This window comes from Tsuneonella dongtanensis (assembly GCF_001698205.1).
Taxonomy (GTDB): Bacteria; Pseudomonadota; Alphaproteobacteria; order Sphingomonadales; family Sphingomonadaceae; genus Tsuneonella; species Tsuneonella dongtanensis.
This window is the reverse complement of sequence record NZ_CP016591.1, coordinates 677441-692772: the sequence shown is the minus strand read 5'-3', so window position 1 is coordinate 692772 and position 15332 is coordinate 677441. Positions and strand designations below refer to the sequence as shown.

Annotated in this window: 13 protein-coding genes and 1 tRNA gene; 7 read left to right on the top strand and 7 right to left on the bottom strand. The window is 66.6% G+C overall.

What is annotated here, in order from left to right; all coding sequences use genetic code 11:
- Nucleotides 1-39: 39 nt before the first annotated feature.
- Genes A6F68_RS03405 through A6F68_RS03390 form a run of 4 tightly spaced genes read left to right on the top strand, consistent with a single transcriptional unit; the run spans nt 40 to nt 2623 of the window.
- On the top strand, nt 40-321 hold the full coding sequence (locus A6F68_RS03405) for a YggT family protein (RefSeq protein WP_067676337.1): 282 nt from the start codon (nt 40-42) through the stop codon (nt 319-321).
- Complete coding sequence (folD, locus tag A6F68_RS03400) at nt 321-1217, top strand: bifunctional methylenetetrahydrofolate dehydrogenase/methenyltetrahydrofolate cyclohydrolase FolD (RefSeq protein WP_067676334.1); 897 nt, start codon at nt 321-323, stop codon at nt 1215-1217. Before A6F68_RS03405 ends, folD begins: the two co-directional genes overlap by 1 nt.
- A gap of 46 nt (nt 1218-1263) precedes the next feature.
- Nucleotides 1264-1980, top strand: a complete 717-nt coding sequence (locus A6F68_RS03395) for a Cif family virulence factor (protein ID WP_067676331.1) — start codon at nt 1264-1266, stop codon at nt 1978-1980.
- A gap of 7 nt (nt 1981-1987) precedes the next feature.
- Entirely contained in the window at nt 1988-2623 is a 636-nt protein-coding gene (locus tag A6F68_RS03390) for a MarC family protein (protein ID WP_067676329.1), read from the top strand.
- A 2-nt stretch (nt 2624-2625) separates the two neighbouring features.
- Here A6F68_RS03390 and A6F68_RS03385 read toward each other — a convergent pair whose 3' ends face one another.
- Entirely contained in the window at nt 2626-3237 is a 612-nt protein-coding gene (locus A6F68_RS03385; protein WP_067676327.1) for an LON peptidase substrate-binding domain-containing protein, read from the bottom strand.
- 2 nt (nt 3238-3239) lie between these two features.
- The gene (locus tag A6F68_RS03380; protein WP_067681983.1) at nt 3240-4139 is read right to left on the bottom strand and encodes a tetratricopeptide repeat protein; all 900 of its coding nucleotides are present in this window, start codon (nt 4137-4139) and stop codon (nt 3240-3242) included.
- Between the two features lie 175 nt (nt 4140-4314).
- On the opposite strand from A6F68_RS03380, the gene A6F68_RS03375 reads away from it, so the two are divergent.
- Together A6F68_RS03375 and A6F68_RS03370 are read left to right on the top strand one after the other, a co-directional pair.
- A tRNA-Gly gene (locus A6F68_RS03375) sits at nt 4315-4389 on the top strand.
- A gap of 100 nt (nt 4390-4489) precedes the next feature.
- A complete protein-coding gene (locus tag A6F68_RS03370) occupies nt 4490-6622 on the top strand; it encodes a TonB-dependent receptor (RefSeq protein ID WP_232308188.1) in 2133 nt (710 codons plus the stop codon).
- On the opposite strand, the gene A6F68_RS03365 is transcribed toward A6F68_RS03370, so the two are convergent.
- From A6F68_RS03365 to A6F68_RS03350, 4 genes are all read right to left on the bottom strand, one after another.
- The gene (locus tag A6F68_RS03365; protein WP_067676325.1) at nt 6619-7104 is read right to left on the bottom strand and encodes a DoxX family protein; all 486 of its coding nucleotides are present in this window, start codon (nt 7102-7104) and stop codon (nt 6619-6621) included. The two genes, A6F68_RS03370 and A6F68_RS03365, sit on opposite strands and share 4 nt — an antisense overlap.
- Nucleotides 7105-7168: 64 nt before the next feature.
- Nucleotides 7169-8350 carry a saccharopine dehydrogenase family protein gene (locus tag A6F68_RS03360; protein ID WP_067676322.1) on the bottom strand — a complete coding sequence of 394 codons (1182 nt, stop codon included), beginning with the start codon at nt 8348-8350 and terminating at the stop codon, nt 7169-7171.
- A gap of 83 nt (nt 8351-8433) precedes the next feature.
- A complete protein-coding gene (dcd, locus tag A6F68_RS03355; protein ID WP_067676320.1) occupies nt 8434-8988 on the bottom strand; it encodes a dCTP deaminase in 555 nt (184 codons plus the stop codon).
- 116 nt (nt 8989-9104) lie between these two features.
- Complete coding sequence (locus tag A6F68_RS03350) at nt 9105-11444, bottom strand: TonB-dependent receptor (RefSeq protein WP_418368990.1); 2340 nt, start codon at nt 11442-11444, stop codon at nt 9105-9107.
- Between the two features lie 115 nt (nt 11445-11559).
- Here A6F68_RS03350 and A6F68_RS03345 point away from each other — a divergent pair, with 115 nt between their 5' ends.
- Complete coding sequence (locus A6F68_RS03345) at nt 11560-12198, top strand: TetR/AcrR family transcriptional regulator (RefSeq protein WP_067676317.1); 639 nt, start codon at nt 11560-11562, stop codon at nt 12196-12198.
- On the opposite strand, the gene putA is transcribed toward A6F68_RS03345, so the two are convergent.
- Nucleotides 12195-15305 (bottom strand): bifunctional proline dehydrogenase/L-glutamate gamma-semialdehyde dehydrogenase PutA, encoded by a 3111-nt coding sequence (gene putA, locus A6F68_RS03340; protein ID WP_067676315.1) that lies wholly within the window; start codon nt 15303-15305, stop codon nt 12195-12197. The genes A6F68_RS03345 and putA overlap by 4 nt on opposite strands.
- Nucleotides 15306-15332: the final 27 nt, after the last annotated feature.

Sequence of the window (15332 nt, the reverse complement as noted above, 5' to 3'; positions counted from 1 at the left end):
TCGGCTAGAGGCGGCGGCAGGCACGCAAGAGGACCTTCGATGGACGCGCTGATCCAGATCTTCATCATGCTCGCGAACACGGCGAACATGCTCGTCATCATCTGGTTCATCATCGGGCTGCTGTTCAGCTTCAACGTGATCGGACGCGACAACCAGTTCTTCGTCGCGGTCCACGACGCGATCGCGCGGCTGTTCGAGCCGGTTCTGCGTCCGATCCGCAGGGTCCTCCCCGATACCGGGGCGATCGATTTCTCGCCGATGGTCCTTTTGCTGCTTATCTACGCGGTGGTGATCGTGCTCGAAAGCCTGAGGCCGATCTGATGGCTGCGGAGATCATCGACGGCAAGGCATTCGCCGCTGCCCTGCGCGACAAGGTGGCCGAAGCAGCCCGGGCGTTCGAGAAGCAGGCGGGGCGCAAGGCCGGCCTGGCCGTCGTCCTCGTAGGCGACGATGCTGCGAGCCAGGTCTATGTCGCCAGCAAGGGCAAGGCGACCGTCGCCGCGGGCATGGAAAGCTTCGAGCACAGGCTGCCGGCCGATACGACGCAGGAGGCTCTCGAAGCGGTTGTCCGGCAGCTCAATGCCGATCCGGCGGTCGACGGCATCCTCGTCCAGCTTCCGCTTCCGGCCCACCTCGACGACAAAGCGGTGATCGCGCTGATCGATCCCGACAAGGACGTCGACGGGCTCACCGACACCAATATCGCGCGCCTTGCGAACCAGCAGGACGGGCTGTTTCCCTGCACCCCCTTCGGCTGCATGATGCTGCTTGAGGACCGCCTCGGCGACCTCTCGGGCCAATCCGCGGTCGTCCTCGGACGATCGCAACTTGTCGGGCGACCGATGGCGCAGCTGCTCGTCAATGCCAATGCGACCGTCACCATCGCGCACAGCCGCACCAGGGACTTGCCCTCCGTGGTCCGCGGTGCCGACATCGTGATCGCCGCGGTCGGCCGTCCGGAAATGGTCAGAGGCGACTGGATCAAGCCGGGCGCGACCGTGATCGACGTGGGCATCAACCGGCTCGACCCGGCACCCGGCGCGGCCAAGGGGCGGCTTGTCGGCGACGTCGCGTTCGACGAGGCCAGTGCTGTCGCCGGCGCGATTACCCCAGTACCCGGCGGCGTGGGCCCGATGACCATCGCGGTTCTCCTGCGCAACACGCTGGTCGCGGCGCATCGTCACGAGAGCCTCGCCGTTCCCGCCATCCTGTCCTGATCCGAGGGCGATTGGCATCGCGGCCGCCGGTCGCTAGAGCCTCCCGATGATCCGCGCAGCCGCTTCCCTCGCCATTGCCTCTCTGCTGGCCGGATGTGCCGCAGGCGCACGCCCAGACCCGGCGAGCAGGACGCTCGCTCCGCGGGGCGAGCCGAGCACCGTCATCGCTGCCGAGCTCGCTTTCGCGCGTGCCGCTCGAGAGAAGGGTACTTGGACCGCGTTCCGGGAGTACGCGACCGAAGACGCCGTATGGCCGGGCCCGGCGTGGGAGAACGTCCAGGCCGCGCTCAAGGGCGTCGCGGATCCGGCGCAGGCGATCGTCTGGGGGCCCGACATGGTTTGGGTCAGCTGCGACGGCAGCTTCGCGCTGTCCACGGGTCCCGCGTCCTATCCTTCGGGCCGGACAAGCCGTTTCGCTACGATCTGGCAGCGCCAGAACGACGGCGGATACCGATGGGTGGTCGACCAGGGGTTCGACCTGGAAGATGGCCATGCGCCGCGCGAGATGATCAGCGGACGCAAGGCGGAATGTCCGCGCGGCATGGCCAACCGGGTCAAGCGCGTGGCCCGCGCACGCCGCGGCGAAGCATGGCAGGCGGGCCAGTCGGACGACGGGACGCTCGCCTGGAACACCGAGCTTGCCGCCGATTGTCGCCGGACGCTGGTCGTCACCGCGCGGCAGGACGGCGCGATGACCGAAGTGTTCCGCCGTACGTCGTCGGTTCCGCCGGTCGCAGCCGGCAGCCCCCCGCCAAGTTGCTGAGCGCGCGATGCTCGAACTCTTCCTCTCGGCGTTCATCACCCTTTTCGTGGTGATCGACCCGCCTGGGTGCGCGCCGATTTATGCTGGCCTGACCAAGGGCGCGAGCCCGGCGCAATCGCGCAGCATGGCCGTGCGCGCGTGCCTGATCGCGGGCGTCATCCTGGTGATCTTCGCTCTCTTCGGCGAGGACCTGCTGAACGCCCTGCACATCGAACTCGACAGCTTCCGCATCGCCGGAGGCATCATGCTGTTCGTGATCGCGCTCGACATGGTGTTCGAGAAGCGCACCCAGCGCCGCGAGCAGCGGGCCGAAAAGGTCGTCGCCGACCATGCGGGCAAGCCCGAAGTGGACGATGTCTCGGTGTTCCCGATGGCGATGCCGATGCTCGCGGGACCCGGTGCAATCGCCTCGATGATGCTGCTGACAGCCAAGGCGCAAGGGTGGGAAAACACCCTCATCGTACTCGGCGCGCTCGCCGCCGTGCTGTTCCTGACGCTCCTTGCATTGATCGCCGCTAGCCCGCTGATGCGGCTGTTCGGCGCGCGGGTCGAAGCGGTGATCACCCGCCTGCTTGGCGTGTTGCTGGCCGCATTGGCCGCGCAGTACGTGATCGACGGGCTGCGGGCGAGCTTTACCCTCTAGGCCTACTGCAGCGTAACCCGTTCCTCGTCGGGATCGCTCCGGCCGAAGAACTGCATCAGCTGGATCAGCAGTTCGCAGCGCTGCGACAGCGTCTCGGCCTCGAGCAGCGCCTGCTTGGCGGCCGGATCGAAAGGGGCGATCTGGCTGACGCCGTCAATCAGGGTGCGATCATCGAGACGGGCCACCGAGTCCCAGTCGACGATGTAACCCTGGGCTTCGGCGAAGGCGCGCGCTTCCTGTTCGAATCCTGCGCGCTCGACGCTGGCGAGCGCTGCCCCCTCATCCTCGAGGAGCAGGTCAGCCTCGACCTGGCGGAAGGGGGTGGTCACCACGAGCTCGCGGCGCACGCGGAATCGCGCCTCGCCGACAAGCACGATGTTGTAGCGACCGTCGTCGAGCGCCTCGACCTCGTCGATCTTGCCCACGCAACCGACGGTATAGAGCGGAGCGCCATCGGCCATCGATTGCGGTTGGATCATCGCAATCCGCCGGTCGCGCGCCAAGGCGTCTCCGACAAGCGCACGGTAGCGCGGCTCGAAGATGTGCAGCGGTAGGTGCAGTCCGGGAAACAGGATCGCACCCGGCAGAGGGAAGATCGAGAGACGCGTGCCCACGGCTACCCGAACAGTACCGTCGAGAGTTTCCGGCGCGTGGCGACGGCCCAGGGATCTTCCAGCCCGACCGCCTCGAACATCCTGACCAGCGTCGCGCGCGCGGCGCCATCATTCCATTCCCGATCGGTCCGGATCATGCCGAGCAGCGTATCGGCCGCGGCGTCACGCTCCCCGGCTGCGAAGGCCGCTTCGGCGAAAGCCATCTGCGCTTCCATATCAGTCGGCCGTTCGGCAGCGGCGGCGCGCAGGGTCTGGAGCTCCGAATCGTCGACTTTCTCGCCGGCGAGTTCGAGCGCAGTGATCGCTGCCTTGACCGCGGGGTCGCTCGCGATCTTCTGCTCCAGCGCGCCGACATGAGTCTGTGCGTCCTCGACCCGGCCCGCGGCCACCAGCGCGCGGATGAGCCCCGCATGCGCCGCCGCGTTGTCCGGTGCCATTTCGATGACCTGTGCGAAGATGATCGACGCGCGCTCTCCGTCACCGTCAGCGAGGACCTGTTCGCCCATGGCCACGAACTCGCTGACGTCCTGCCCGCCTTCGTCCGCTCCCCCGACCGGCAACTGGGCCAGGAGCTGGTCGAGCATCGCCTTCAACTGCGATTCGCTGCGCGCATTGGTCAGGTCCGCGACCGGCTGACCCTGAAACATCGCATAGACGGTGGGAATCGAGCGTACCTGGAACTGCGCGGCGATGAACTGTTCCTCGTCGACGTTGATCTTGGCGAGGACCACGCCCCTGTCGGCATATTCGCCGCAGACCTTTTCGAGGACCGGGGTGAGTGCCTTGCACGGCCCGCACCATTCGGCCCAGAAATCGAGCACCACGAGGCTTGTCATCGAGGGTTCGACGACATCCTTGCGGAAGCGGTCGACTGCCTTCTGCTCTTCGAGGTTCAGCCCCATGCTGGCCACGTATCCATTCCCTTCGGTCGCTGTTGTACCGGGCCAATGTGGGGTTTTGCCGCCGATTGTGAAGCGAAATCGCGGGGTGCCATTTAGCGCTTGCGGCATGCCTGACCTGTTGCTAATCGCGCGCCTCCCCGGCCCGGGACGATACGTCTCCGGCCAACGTCAGTGAGCGGGCGTAGCTCAGGGGTAGAGCATCACCTTGCCAAGGTGAGGGTCGGGCGTTCGAATCGCCTCGCCCGCTCCATTTCTTCCACAATAGCGGTCTGTCGCGTGAGAAACGCCGTTCGGCGAGCAATGACGCATCCCCACTTGCGGTTCAGGCGTGAATCGTTATCTGGCCGCGCGTGACATTGTATCATCCCATTGCGCTTCGTGCAGCGCTCCTCGCCTCGTCCCTCCTTGCCGCTCCTGCGTTTGCGCAGGACGCTCCGCCGCGCCCGACGGACGACGACTACCATAGCCGCTCCAACGACGAGATCGTCGTCACGGCGGGCGGGCTGACCCAGCTCGACACACTCGCCGGGACCTCGGTGATGGAGGGCATCGAGCTCCAGCGCAGCATGGCCGGACAGGTCGGCGAAGTGCTGGCCCGCGAGCCGGGCGTAACCGCATCCGGATTTGCGCCGGGGGCCTCGCGGCCGGTCCTGCGCGGCTTTTCGGGTGAGCGTGTGAAGGTGCTCGTGGACGGCATCGGCGCGATCGACGCTTCCAACACCTCGGCAGATCATGCGGTGTCGATCGATCCCTTGACCGCCGAGCGGATCGAGGTCCTGCGCGGACCGGCGGTGCTGCTGTATGGCAGCCAGGCGATCGGCGGCGCGGTGAACGTGATCGACAAGCGCATCCCGCAACGCAGGCTCGACGAGCCGTTCCACCTCGACGCGGCCGCATCGGCTGACACGGCCTACAACCTCCTCGAAGGCGGCGCTTCGCTCGACGTGGCGCTCGGCGGCGGCTTCGTGGTGCACGCCGACGGATCGTGGCGTGATACCGACGACATGCGCATCCCAGGGTTCGTCGTTTCGCCGAGGTTGCGGGCCGAACTGCTCGAGGAGGCCGAGGAGGAAGCGGCAGAGGGCCACGACGACGAAGCGGCCGAACTACGTGAGGCCGCGGGCTTGTTCAGCGTGCTTCCGAGCAGCTTCACCCGTACCTGGAGCGCCAACGGCGGGTTCGCCTTTTTCCAGGGTGACAGCAATCTCGGCGTTTCGGCAGGTATCTACGATACGCTTTACGGCGTACCCGGACGCCCCGGCGCCGGCCACGCCCATGGCGACGAAGGCGAAGCAGGCGAGGAGGAGGGCGAGGTCCCGATCTCCATCGGCCTCAGGCAGTACCGCGCCGACCTGCGAGGAAGCCTCGCCCTAGGCGAGGGGCCCTTCAAGGCGCTGAACACCCGCGTCGGATATTCCGACTACACCCACACCGAGTTCGAGGGCGACGAGACCGGCACGGTGTTCGACGTCGAGGGCGTCGAGGCGCGTGCCGAGCTGATCCAGAACCGCCGCGGAACGTGGCAGGGCTCGCTCGGGCTGCAGTACACCTTCCGCGATTTTCGTGCGACCGGCGCCGAGGCGTACGTACCGCCCAACCTGACCGACCAGTTCGCGCTCTTTGCATTGCAGGAGGTCGAGGCCGGCCCGGTTCATGTCGAACTGGCAGGCCGGTACGAGCGCACGCAGGTAAGCTCCAGCCCGCTCGGATTCGCGCGCGACTTCGATGCGTTCTCGGGTGCGGTCGGGCTTGCCCACGAAACCGAGCAAGGATTGCGTTTCGGCGCGAACCTCAGCCGCGTGGCGCGTGCGCCGAGCGCCGAGGAACTGCTGGCCGACGGAGCGCATATCGCGACCCAGGCATACGAGATCGGCAACCCCGACCTCGGGATCGAGCGCGCATGGGGCCTCGAAGGGTTCGTCCGCGGACGCATCGGCCCTGGCACGATCAGCGTGGCCGCCTACCGCACCCGCTTCTCGGGCTATATCTACCAGCAGGAAACCGGCGACGAGATTGACGGACTTCCCGTCCTCGAAACCGTCCAGCGCGGGGTCATCTACAGCGGGCTGGAGGGTGAGCTGACCTATCCCATCATCGACAGCGGTCCGTTCACGCTGCTTGCCGACCTGCGCGGCGACTACGTGCGTGCTTCGCTCAAGGACGGCACACCCCTTCCGCGCATCCCGCCCGTGTCGCTGCTCGGCGCGCTCGAGGCGCGCACCGACCGCTTTGACCTTCGTGGCGAGGTGCAGCGGTTCTTCGCACAGGATCGCGTCGCTCCTAACGAGACGCCGACCGACGGATTCACCTTCGTGAATGCGTCAATCGCGTGGAAGCCCGTGACCGGAGACGACACGGTGACCGTGCTCCTTCAGGCGGACAACATCTTCGACGTCGAGGGACGCCGTCACGCCAGCTTCACGAAGGACTTCGTCCCGCTTGCCGGACGCAATGTGAAGCTGAGCGTCCGGGCGAGCTTCTAGACGGTCCGGTCGCCGAGGGCTTCTGCGCGGCCCTCGGCGCGGGCCGCCTTGATCTCGGCTTCGCGGGCGCGCGCTTCGGCCTTGGCGGCGGCGACCTCACCCTTGCGGGTTGCGCGCATGTGGTCGTAGCTCCAGCGCATCTGGCCATAGGCAAAGACCACCAGCAGCCCGCCCGCGATCGCCACGTTCTTGAGCGCCATCGCCGCCTGCAACGGATCGCCAAACTGGTTGTGGAAGAAGAAGGTCGCCAGCAGCGTGAAACCGGCAAGCAGGATCGAGATGAGCCGGGTCATGAAACCGAGGGCCAGCAGCAGGCCCGCGACCACCTCGAACACACCGGTCGGCATGGCAAGCGCAGTCGGCAGGTTCGCCGATGCCAGCATGGCCGCCGCACCCGACGGATCGATGATCTTCGGAATGCCCGCGAGCACGAAAAGCAATGCGAGCATCAGACGGCCGAGGAAGGCGGCGATGGCGGACATGGCGAGAGTTCCTTTCCCTTGTTCCCCTAGGTAACGCGCAATTCGCCGGAAAAGTGCCGGGCGGTCAATTCTCCACCCCGAACGAAATTTCAGCGCGTGCTTCCAGACGCTCCACGAGCGCTTCACCCAGGAAAAACCCGGGCGTGCCGATCCCGCCTGGCGCATCGGATTTGAGCAGCGCCATGCCCGTTTCGGCCAGCATCCGGCTCGTCGAGCCGTAGCCCGGATCGTACTTGCCCTTGACCCCGTAGTGCAGCTTTCGCCCGTCGGGCATCTCGGCGATGTAGAGCACGTCCCAGAACCCGTTCTCGCGCTCTTCCTTGCTGGGCCCTTCGCCCGGCTTGGGGGGCTTGGCGCCGAACGGGTTCTTCATCACCGACGCGATCGCGTTCGCCGCGGCCTTGCCGGCATCGCCGGGGCTGGTGAGCACCATCTCGTCATAGCGGAAATCGGTCCCCCACGGATGACCGAGCAGGAAGTTCGTGCGGTGGACGTTCTTGGTGTTGATGGGGGCCATCACGAACGGCGCCGCCCATTTGCCGAGATCGTCCTCGTAATGCGGGATCATGCCACTCGGCTGGTCGGGCCCCTCGAAACCCGGGGTAAGCCCAAAGCTGCTGCGGAGGATGGAGATCAGCGATGGATTCTTCGCCACCGCCTTCATCGTCTCGGTGAGGCTCGCCACCGTCCCCCCGGACGCGCCGCCCGACATGCCCCGGACCCGTCCGCGCACGCGCGGCGCCGCCGCACCGAAGCGCTGCTTGGCCTCCTTCTGGGTCATCAGCACTCCGAGATCGAACGGAATGGAATCGAACCCGCTCGAAAAACAGATGCGCGCACCGCTCGCCTTGGCCGCGGCTTCGTGCTCGTCGATCTTCTGCCGCATCCACACCGGCTCGCCGCACAAGTCGGCGTAGTCGGTACCCGATCGCACACAGGCGGCGACGAGCTCGTCTCCATAGAGCTGGTACGGGCCGACCGTGGTCAGGACGACCCGTGTGCGGTGGCACATCGCGTCGAGCGTGCCCGGATCGCTGGCATCGGCAATCACCAGCGGCGTATCGGCGGGAGCACCGATCAGGTCGCGCACTTCGGCGAGCTTCTCCTTCGACCGGCCCGCCATGGCCCACTTGGGCGCGTCGCCCTTGCCGCCGTATTCGCGCACGAAGTGCTCGGCGACGAGCCGCCCGGTATAACCGGTTGCACCATAGACGACGATGTCGAACTCGCGAGAAGCCTTGCCCATGTGAATCTCCTTCGGCGCAATCGATGCGCTTGCCGGAGTGCGGAGTCAAAGCCGCTACGTCACCTTCGCTTGGCTGGGCCCAACTAGAGCTTGGGGAGTGTCACTCCGCGCTGGCCCATGTATTTGCCCGAGCGGTCGGCGTAGCTCGTCTCGCACGGCTGGTCGCCCTTGAGGAAGAGAAACTGGCACGCGCCTTCGTTGGCGTAGATTTTTGCCGGCAACGGAGTGGTGTTCGAGAATTCGAGCGTCACGTGGCCCTCCCATTCGGGCTCGAGCGGGGTCACGTTCACGATGATCCCGCAACGCGCGTACGTGCTCTTGCCGAGGCAGATCACCAGGACATCGCGCGGCACGCGGAAGTATTCGACGGTGCGGGCCAGTGCGAAGCTGTTGGGCGGGATGACGCAGACGTCGGTCTTCACGTCGACGAAGCTCTGCTCGGAGAAATTCTTCGGGTCGACGACTGCCGAGTGCACGTTGGTGAATATCTTGAACTCGTCCGCCACGCGCGCGTCGTAGCCATAGCTCGACAGCCCGTACGATATGCAGCCCTCGCGCTTCTGGTGCTCGACGAAGGGCTCGATCATCCCGGCGTGCCGGGCCTCGTTACGGATCCATTTGTCGGAGAGAATCGCCATGGTGCGACGATTCCCCACTGCGCGTCGGGGAGCAAGCGCGCGCCCGGACTTATCCGGAGCGGCTGCCCGCAGAGGGATACTCTGCGGGAGCCCGGGCGCGCGCCGCCGACGAGACTCTAGAACTTGACCGTGCCCGTCACGAAGACCTGGCGGGGGTTGCCGTAGAACGCGGTGGCGATGCCTTCGCGGCCGAGCGTCGGCGTGAAGGTGCCGTTCGCCGCTACGGTCCCGAACTGGTAGCCCGAGGTGATGTACTGCTTATCGGTGAGGTTCTTGCCGTGCACGCCCAGGCTGAACCTGTCGTCGGGAGCCGTCCACACGATCGAGGCATCGAGCAGAGCATAGCCCGGCTGGTCGAGGAACGGGCTCGGCGTCTCGAACTGGTTGGTCGCGCTGCGGTAACTGACCGTCGAGGACAGCGACAGATCGCCGCTCGCCACCGGGACGCTTGCACCGAGAGTTCCTGCGGCGGTCCATTTCGGCGTGTTCTGGATGCGGCGCAGGTCGCTTACGTCCACCCCGTTGAGAATAAACTCGAGGTACTCGCCGTCGATGTAGCCGAGCGAGCCGGTGAAGTTGAGCGAGGAACCGGACCCGGCGAACCCTTGCGCGAAACGCAGGTAGGTTTCCAGTTCGACCCCCTTGAAGCGCGCCTTGCCCGCGTTGGTGGTGACGCCTGCGAAGCTCTCGAACACGCCGTCGCCGTTGGCATCGACACCGACCGAACCGGGTATCTGCACGTCGGTGTAATCGCCGTAGAAGCCGGTCAGGGCGACACGGCCGTTCCCGCCCATGAAGGTGCCCTTGTAGCCGATTTCGTAACTGTCGACCGTTTCGGGGTCGAACAGGAAGAAGTCGTAGATTTCCTGGTAGCTGCGCACGCCGTTGCGGTCAGTGTCCGGAGCGATGCGCGCATCGCCCCGCGGGTCGAAGCTGCCGCCCTTGAACCCTTGCGCGTAGGACGCATAGACCATGTGATCGGGCGTCGGCTTGAAGCTGACCGAGGCGCGCGGATTGAAATCGGTGAACTTGGCACGGCCGCGGAAGTCGGTGACCGTGGCGATTGGAACCGCAGTGCCACCGAACAGCGGCGAGGCTCCGCCGATCTTCGTCTGGCGCAGGATCCTGGAGCGGCGGATGTCGCTGGTGTAGCGACCGCCCGCCGACAGGCTAAGCTGGTCGCTCAGGTCGAAGGTGAAGTCACCGAAGACCGACCAGGTGCTGGTGCGCACGTCGCCCGACGTGAACGCATTGAGGCCCGGCAGGCTGAGCAGCGTTCCGGTCGTGGCCAGGATCACGTCGAAATCGGTCCGCGACTTGGCGCCGAGGTAATAGAACCCGACGAGGCCGCTGAGCGGTCCGCTATCGTAAAGAACCTGGAATTCCTGGCTCGTTTGCTCGTTTCGGTAGAGCGCGGGCACGTCCACGTCGACGGCGGGCAGACTATCGAAATCGATGGGTGTCGAACTGGTGTCCCGGCGCCACGCGCTGATTGAGCGAAGCGTGAAGGCATCGCCCAGGTCCACCGAGACATTCATTGCCACGCCATAGGCTTCGACGTCCTGCTCCGGGCTCGCAAGGCCGGCGCGCGTGTCAAAGACGTCGTCGAGCACCGGAGCGCCCGAGAGCAGGCCGGGGATCAGCCGGTGGCCGTTGCGCGGGTCCGACTGGTCGCGGGTATAGTCGCCCGAGATACGGATCAGGACCGGTTCGCCATAGCCGCCGATTTCCAGGCTCGCGCGTCCGGCCCAGACGTCCTTGTTGTAGTTCTCCACCCCGGCAAGGGTGAGGTTGTCGCCGAACCCCCCGCGCGAAAGCCGGGCCCCCGAGACACCGACGCGGATCAGGTCGTTCAGCGGAGTGCTGGCGGTGACCACGAGGTCGGCCTGGTCGTATGTCCCGTAGGAAGCGCGCACCTTGAGGGCGAAATCCTGCGGCAGCCGCTTGGTGACGTACTTGACGGCGCCGCCGATCGTGTTGCGGCCGTAAAGCGTGCCCTGCGGGCCGCGAAGCACCTCGACCCGCTCGACGTCGTAGATGTCGAGCACACCCGCCTGCGGGCGGTTGAGATAGACGTCGTCGAGATAAATGCCGACCCCGGCCTCGAAGCCCGAGACCGGGTCTTGCTGGCCCACGCCGCGGATGAACGCGGTCAGCGTGGAATTGGTGCCGCGGGAGTTCTCTAGCGTCACGTTGGGCGCCTGGTTCTGCACGTCGGTAATGTCGATCGCGCCGACCGCTTCGAGCGCAGCGCCCGAAATGGCCGTAACCGCGATCGGCACGTCCTGCAGCCGCTCCTCGCGCCGGCGAGCAGTGACGATGATCTCGCCGTCGTTCGCCTCTTCCGCAGCCGGATCGGCTGCCTGGTCCTGCGCCGAGACGGGAGCGGCATATGCTCCGATCGCAAGGGTACTGGCAAAGCCAAGGGCGACGGCACTGACGGACATGCGGCTCATGATGCAGGACTCTCCCGGATCAGCTCCCGTGGGCCGGAAGCTCGCTGGAAATCGTCTTATTGAAAGTTGAACCACCTTTCAACTTTAATCGTTGCCGGGGGGATGCCTTGGGTCTATGCGTGGCCGCGTGGCAACAGTTCCCGCCTCTCAGCCAAGCCCTGCCAGTCCGGGCAAGGAGCCGCGTACTGCTCGGGGCAAGGCCACGATGCGGCGCCTGCTGGATGCAGCAGCCCATGAGTTCGGAGAGCTGGGTTTCCATGCGGCTTCGATCAGCGGGATCACCCGCCGCGCCGGGACCGCGCTCGGCAGCTTCTATACCTACTTCAACAGCAAGGAAGCGATCTTCTCGGCGCTGGTGACCGACATGAGCCGGTCGGTCGCGGAAGCCGCCGCGGCGGCCATGGGTGCCGATTCGACCGGCGTCGACCGCGAGCGGGAAGCGCTTTCGGCCTTTCTCCGGTTCGCCCGCGATCACAAGGAAATCTACCGGATCATCGACGAAGCGGAATTCGCCGATCCCGTAAGCTATCGCGCCCACTACGAAGGTACCGCGCGCCGCATAGCGGCCCGCTTGGACGCAGGGGTCGAGACCGGCCAGATCGCCCGCGGCGACAACGAGGTTCGCGCCTGGGCGATCATGGGGGCGAACGTCTTCCTCGGCTTGCGCTTCGGCGTATGGGACGACAGCCGCCCGGTGGCCGATATCGCCGACGTGGTGGCCGCTATCCTGCGCGAGGGTATCGCGCCCCGCTAACTCGCCAGCAGGCTCGCGTTTCCGCCCGCCGCGGTCGTATCGATGCACACCACGCGCTCGGTTGCGAAACGCAGGACGTAGTGCGGGCCACCGGCCTTGGGGCCGGTACCCGACATGCCCTCTCCGCCGAACGGCTGGCTTTCGACGACCGCGCCGATTTGGTTGCGGTTGACGTAGAGGTTGCCGACCCTGGCCAGCCGCTCGACCGTGCGCCGCGTCTCGGCGATGCGACTGTGAAGTCCCAGCGTCAGGCCGTATCCGGTGGCGTTGATGTCCGCGATGACCCGCTCGAGCTCATCCGCTCGGAACCGTGCGACATGCAGTACCGGACCGAAGCTCTCGCGTTTCAGGTCGGCGATAGAGCCGATCTCGATGATCGTCGGCGCAACGAAGCACCCGGCGCCAGCGCCCTTGGGCAGCGCGCGCCGCCAGACCGGCATCCCTTCCTTCTTGCGCCGCGCGACATGCCGCTCGAGCGCCTGGCGCGCGTCTTCGTCGATCACCGGGCCGACATCGGTGGCAAGCCGCGCCGGGTCGCCGATCCCGAGCGCTTCGAATGCGCCCTTGATCATCCGCAGCATGTCATCCGCGACGTCGTCCTGCAGGTACAGCACGCGCAGCGCGCTGCATCGCTGGCCGGCGCTCTGGAAGGCGCTCGCAACCACGTCCCGCGTGACCTGTTCGGGCAGGGCCGAACTATCGACGATCATCGCATTCTGGCCGCCGGTTTCGGCAACGAGGGTAGCGATCGGGCCTTCGCGTGCGGCGAGGCTGCGATTGATCGCCTGCGCAGTCGCGGTCGAGCCGGTGAAGGCGACCCCGGCGATGCGCGGATCGGATGTGATCAGCTGGCCGACCTCGCCGGCGCCGGGGAGCAGTTGCAGCACCTCGGGCGGGATACCGGCCTCATGACACAGCTTCACCGCCAGCGCAGCGATCAGCGGGGTCTGTTCGGCGGGCTTGGCAACCACCGTATTGCCCGCGGCGAGCGCGGCGGCGGCGGGACCGATGAAAATGGCGAGCGGGAAATTCCACGGACTGATCGTCGCGAAGACCCCGCGCCCGGCAAGGCTCAGGCGGTTCTCCTCGCCCGTGGGGCCGGGCAGCGGAATCGGGGCCGCGAACAGCCGCCGCGCCTCGCCCGCATAGAACCGCAGGAAATCGACTGCCTCGCGGACCTCGAGGACGCCGTCTACCAGTGTCTTGCCAGCTTCGCGCTGGCAGAGACTGATGAATTTGGCCGTGTGCGCTTCGAACGCATCCGCCGCCGCCTCGAGAAGCAACGCGCGTTTTGCGCCACCGAGCGCGTTCCAGCCGGGCTGGATCGCCTCGGCCCGCGCGATGGCATCGGCCACCTCGGCAGCGGTGGCGTCGCGCCGCGTACCGACCTCGTGCGAGAGGTCCTGCGGCGACGTGATTGGTGCGATTTCGCCCGCTTGCGCGCCCGGGAAGGTCGGCGCGGCCTCCCACTTGCGAGCCTCCAGTCCCGCGAGCTCTGCCAGTAGTGGCTCGCGCACTAGCGGATCGGCAAGATCGACCCCGGCGCTGTTCGCGCGGTTGCCGAATATCGCGCCCGGTAGCGGGATTGCCGGGTTGCGCTTCGGTTCGATCGCGGCGAGCTCGGCCACCGGGTCGGTGGACAACTCTTCCACCGGCACGTCGGCATCCGCCATGCGGTTCACGAAACTCGAATTGGCCCCGTTCTCCAGCAGGCGGCGGACGAGGTAGGCGAGCAGGTCCTTGTGTCCCCCAACCGGTGCGTAGATCCGCACCGGGGTCTGCGCATTGCCTTCCTGCCGCGCCAGTTCCTCGTAGACGTCCTCACCCATTCCGTGGAGGCGCTGGAATTCGAAGGCCCTTCCACCGGACAGCGCCTTGATCGCGCCGATGGTATAGGCGTTGTGGGTGGCGAATGCCGGGTGGATTACGTCCGCCGCCTCGAACAGTTTCGCCGCGCAAGCAAGGTAGCTCACGTCGGTCGCCACCTTGCGCGTGAAAACGGGATAGTCAGAATAGCCGCCCACCTGGCTCAGCTTGATCTCGCTGTCCCAGTAGGCTCCCTTGACGAGCCGCACGAACAAACGGCGATTGTGCCGCCGGCCAAGTTTCGCGACCCAGTCGCACATGTGCACGGCGCGCTTCTGATAGGCCTGCACCGCAAGCCCGAAACCGCTCCAGCCACCCGTGAAGAGCTCGTCGTCGGCGACGAGGGCTTCGATGATGTCCATCGAGAGCTCCAGCCGCTCGGCCTCTTCGGCGTCGATCGTGAAGTGCATGCCCCCGTCGCGGGCCTTGCCGGCGAGGTCCTTGAGCATCGGCACCAGCGCCGCCTTTGCCGCATTGGCATGGAGGAAATCGTAGCGCGGGTAGAGCGCCGAGAGCTTGACCGAAATGCCCGGCGATTGCTCCCATCCGCGCCCTGTCTCCCGCGCAAGGCGCGCAATCGCTGCTTCGTAGCTGGCGCGGTAGCGTTCGGCATCCGCGAAGGTCATCGCCGCCTCGCCGAGCATGTCGAAGCTGTGCTGGAGGCCCCGGGCGCGTTCGGGGGCGGCGCGCTTGAGCGCCTCCTCGATGGTGCGCCCGAATACGAACTGGCCGCCGAGAATGCGCATGGCCTGAAGCGTCGCCTTGCGGATGACCGGCTCGCCCATGCGCCCGATCGCGCGCTTGAGAGCGGCCCCCGCCCCGCGCTGGTGTGCCTCGGGCGGATCGAGCACCTCGCCGGTGAGCATCAGCGAGAACGTAGCCGCGTTGACGAAAGTCGAACTCGATTCGCCCAGGTGCTCACCCCAGTCGATGTGGCCGATCTTGTCCTTGATCAGCGCGTCGGCGGTCGCCGCGTCGGGCACGCGCAGGAGCGCCTCGGCGAGGCACATAAGGGCAATGCCCTCCTCGGTGTCGAGCCCATAAGTCTGGAGGAAAGCGTCGAGCCCGCTGGCCTTGCGCGCCCGGGCTCCCTCGATAAGCCTGGCAGCAATGCGCGCGGCCTCGCCGTGCACCGACTGCGCCGGCGCCGCCATGCGCACGCGCTCGGCAGCGCAGGCTTCCTCCTCCATGCGGTAGGCGAGGCGAAGGGCGTGGCGGTCGAGCGCGGTGGGGATCGGCATGGCGCCGCCCCTGCACCCGGTTTCAGT